The following is a 3,037-nucleotide window of genomic DNA, read 5'->3' as shown; positions in this document are numbered from 1 at the left end:
ACCGGTTACCACCCGGCGGGGTGAGCTCGCCGGCGCCGCGGCCCTTGCCGCGCTCGGGCTTGGGCTCGTCGTCTCGCTCGACGACGCCGTGAGCTTGCCGGCGGCGCGCCAGATCTCCGTGGACAGCGCGCGGGCGTGTGCGGCGCGCTGGGTCGCGACGACGGTCAGCGCGGCCGCGACCTGGGGCGCGAGACCCACGGCCGTGGCCGCCGCCCCGGCCAGCGCGCTGTCTTTGCGAGCCTGCTCCAGCGGCCCCAACAGATTTTCGACGGCCGGCGGCTTCGGCGGCGATTCGCGGCAGGCCGACGCGACCAGCCCGAGCGCGGCAAGGGCCGCGGCGCCGGCGAGCACACCCCGCCGGTTGGTAACCGGTACTGCGCTAGGCACAGCAACATCCTGCCATTGCGCGAAGGTGGGCAGGTCCGAGGACCGTGACCACGCGCGATCGCGCCGTCATCGGCGATTCCTGGCGTATCGTGGATAGCTGACTGACACCGGAAACCACCCGGAAACCACCTGGGTGGCGACATCCGCCAGATGACCGGACAACTCAAGATGAGGAGCTCGCCGTGACCACCGGGCTACCTTCGCAGACGCAGGTGATCGAGCTACTCGACGGAGAATTCGCGCGCGCCGGTTACGAAATCGAAGACGTGGTCATCGACACCCGCGCACGCCCGCCGCGGATCACCGTAATCGCCGACGGCGACGATCCCCTCGACCTCGACACGATCGCCACCCTGTCGCGTTCGGCGTCGGCTTTGCTGGACGGCTCGGACATCCTCGCCGCGTTCCGCGACAGCTACGTGCTGGAGGTCAGTTCCCCGGGCGTGGACCGCCCGCTGACCAGCGAGAAGCACTTCCGCCGCGCCCGTGGCCGCCGGGTCGAGGTCGCGTTGTCGGACGGATCGCAGCTCACCGGCCGTGTCGGCGAGACCCGCGACGGCACGATCGCGCTGGTCATTCGCGCCGGCCGGGACTGGACCGTACGCGAGATTCCCCTCGCCGAAATCGTGAAAGCCGTTGTGCAGGTTGAGTTTTCACCGCCAGCTCAGGCGGAGCTGGAACTGGCTGGATTGGCTGAGGTGGGGCGGCCTAACAGGACGGAGGCCGGAACATGAACATCGACATGGCCGCGCTACACGCGATCGAGGTGGACCGGGGCATCTCGGTCAACGAACTGCTCGAGACGATCAAATCCGCGCTGCTCACCGCCTACCGGCACACCCAGGGCCACCAGATGGACGCGACCATCGAGATCGACCGCAAGACCGGCGTCGTGAAGGTGATGGCCCGCGAGGTCGACGAGGACGGCAACGTCATCAGCGAATGGGACGACACCCCCGAGGGTTTCGGGCGCATCGCCGCGACGACCGCGCGCCAGGTGATGCTGCAGCGCTTCCGGGACGCCGAAAACGAGCGCACCTACGGCGAGTTCTCCACCCGCGAGGGGGAGATCGTGGCCGGGGTGATCCAGCGCGACAGCCGGGCCAACGCCCGCGGGCTGGTCGTGGTGCGGATGGGCAGCGAGACCAAAGCGTCCGAGGGCGTGATCCCGGCGGCCGAACAGGTCCCCGGCGAAAGCTACGAGCACGGCAATCGGATTCGCTGCTACGTCGTGGGCGTGACGCGCGGGTCCCGCGAGCCGCTGATCACGCTGTCGCGCACCCACCCCAACCTGGTCCGCAAGCTGTTCTCGCTGGAAGTCCCCGAAATCGCCGACGGGTCGGTGGAGATCGTGGCGGTGGCCCGGGAGGCGGGGCACCGCTCCAAGATCGCGGTGCGCTCGAACGTTCCCGGCCTCAACGCGAAGGGCGCCTGCATCGGCCCGATGGGCCAGCGGGTCCGCAACGTGATGAGCGAGCTGTCCGGCGAGAAGATCGACATCATCGACTACGACGAGGACCCGGCGCGGTTCGTCGCCAACGCGCTGTCGCCGGCGAAGGTGGTCTCCGTGTCGGTCATCGACCAGACCGCCCGGGCCGCGCGCGTGGTGGTGCCCGACTTCCAGTTGTCGCTGGCCATCGGCAAGGAGGGCCAGAACGCCCGGTTGGCGGCGCGACTCACCGGGTGGCGCATCGACATTCGCGGGGATTCACCGGGGCACGCCGAGAGCCAGGCCGACCATGGCGCCGGTCACCCTGTGGCACACGATCACTGACCTCGCCCAAGCGGCCCGATTTCGGGTGGTTCTGACCTCCGGTCAGGGGAGGTTAGACTGACACGTGATCCAGCGCGAACTTTCGGGACCGGTGCGCACGTGTGTGGGGTGCCGAAAGCGAGAGCTGGCCGCCGAACTGCTTCGCGTGGTGGCTGTGTCGACGGGGAACGGCGAATACGCCGCGATCGTTGACGACAGGAGTAGCCTGCCGGGGCGGGGTGCATGGCTGCATCCCGTGCCACAGTGCGTGCAACAGGCGATTCGGCGGCGGGCTTTCACCAAAGCGTTGCGCATCACCGGTCCACTGGACACATCCGCGGTGGTCGAGCACCTAGCAGTGCGCGACTTGCCCGGCGACAGAAGAGGCAGCAAAGAACATGAGCACACCGTGAAGTCCCGATGACAATGCGTCATAGCTAAACCCGAGGCGCGCGGCCCACTGCTGTCGCCTCATAGACAGGAGATGTAGTGGCAGGTAAGGCCCGCGTACACGAGTTGGCCAAGGAACTCGGTGTCACCAGCAAGGAAGTGCTCGCCCGACTGAATGAACAGGGCGAATTCGTCAAATCCGCATCGTCGACGGTAGAGGCGCCGGTGGCTCGCCGACTGCGCGAGTCCTTCGGCGGCAGCAAGCCGGCCGCCACCAAGGCGCCCGCCAAGGCTCCCGACAAGTCGCTCGACAAATCCCTTGATCGAGCCCTCGACAAGGCGATCAGCAAGCCCGCCGGAAACGGCGAAGCGACCGCCGCGCCTCCCAAGCCGGCCGCCGCGCCAAGCGCCCCGGCCGCGACGGCCGAAGCGCCCCCCGCGACGCCCCCTGGCCGGGGCGGCATGCTGCCGGGCGAGGCGCCCGGCGGCGCCGCGCCGGGCCTGGCC

General features: G+C 69.0%; 5 protein-coding genes. 4 read left to right on the top strand and 1 reads right to left on the bottom strand.

What is annotated here, in order from left to right:
* The coding region (locus A9X00_RS29085) for a hypothetical protein (RefSeq protein ID WP_067161856.1) at positions 1-387 on the bottom strand (387 nt) is incomplete at its 3' end.
* Positions 388-569: 182 nt separating this feature from the next.
* On the opposite strand from A9X00_RS29085, the gene rimP reads away from it, so the two are divergent.
* The 4 genes from rimP to A9X00_RS29070 form a co-directional block, all read left to right on the top strand.
* Entirely contained in the window at positions 570-1,121 is a 552-nt protein-coding gene (rimP, locus tag A9X00_RS29080; RefSeq protein WP_067161853.1) for a ribosome maturation factor RimP, read from the top strand.
* The gene (nusA, locus tag A9X00_RS29075) at positions 1,118-2,161 is read left to right on the top strand and encodes a transcription termination factor NusA (RefSeq protein ID WP_067161850.1); all 1,044 of its coding nucleotides are present in this window, start codon (positions 1,118-1,120) and stop codon (positions 2,159-2,161) included. The genes rimP and nusA overlap by 4 nt, the downstream gene beginning before the upstream one ends.
* A 64-nt stretch (positions 2,162-2,225) precedes the next feature.
* On the top strand, positions 2,226-2,564 hold the full coding sequence (locus A9X00_RS30395) for a YlxR family protein (protein ID WP_197515311.1): 339 nt from the start codon (positions 2,226-2,228) through the stop codon (positions 2,562-2,564).
* A 65-nt stretch (positions 2,565-2,629) separates the two neighbouring features.
* A partial coding sequence (locus A9X00_RS29070; RefSeq protein ID WP_197515310.1) for a translation initiation factor IF-2 N-terminal domain-containing protein occupies positions 2,630-3,037 on the top strand: 408 nt, incomplete at its 3' end.

Origin of the sequence: Mycobacterium sp. 1245805.9, assembly GCF_001672915.1 — a bacterium.
Classification (GTDB): Bacteria; Actinomycetota; Actinomycetes; order Mycobacteriales; family Mycobacteriaceae; genus Mycobacterium.
This window is presented reverse-complemented; position numbering and strand designations above follow the sequence as displayed.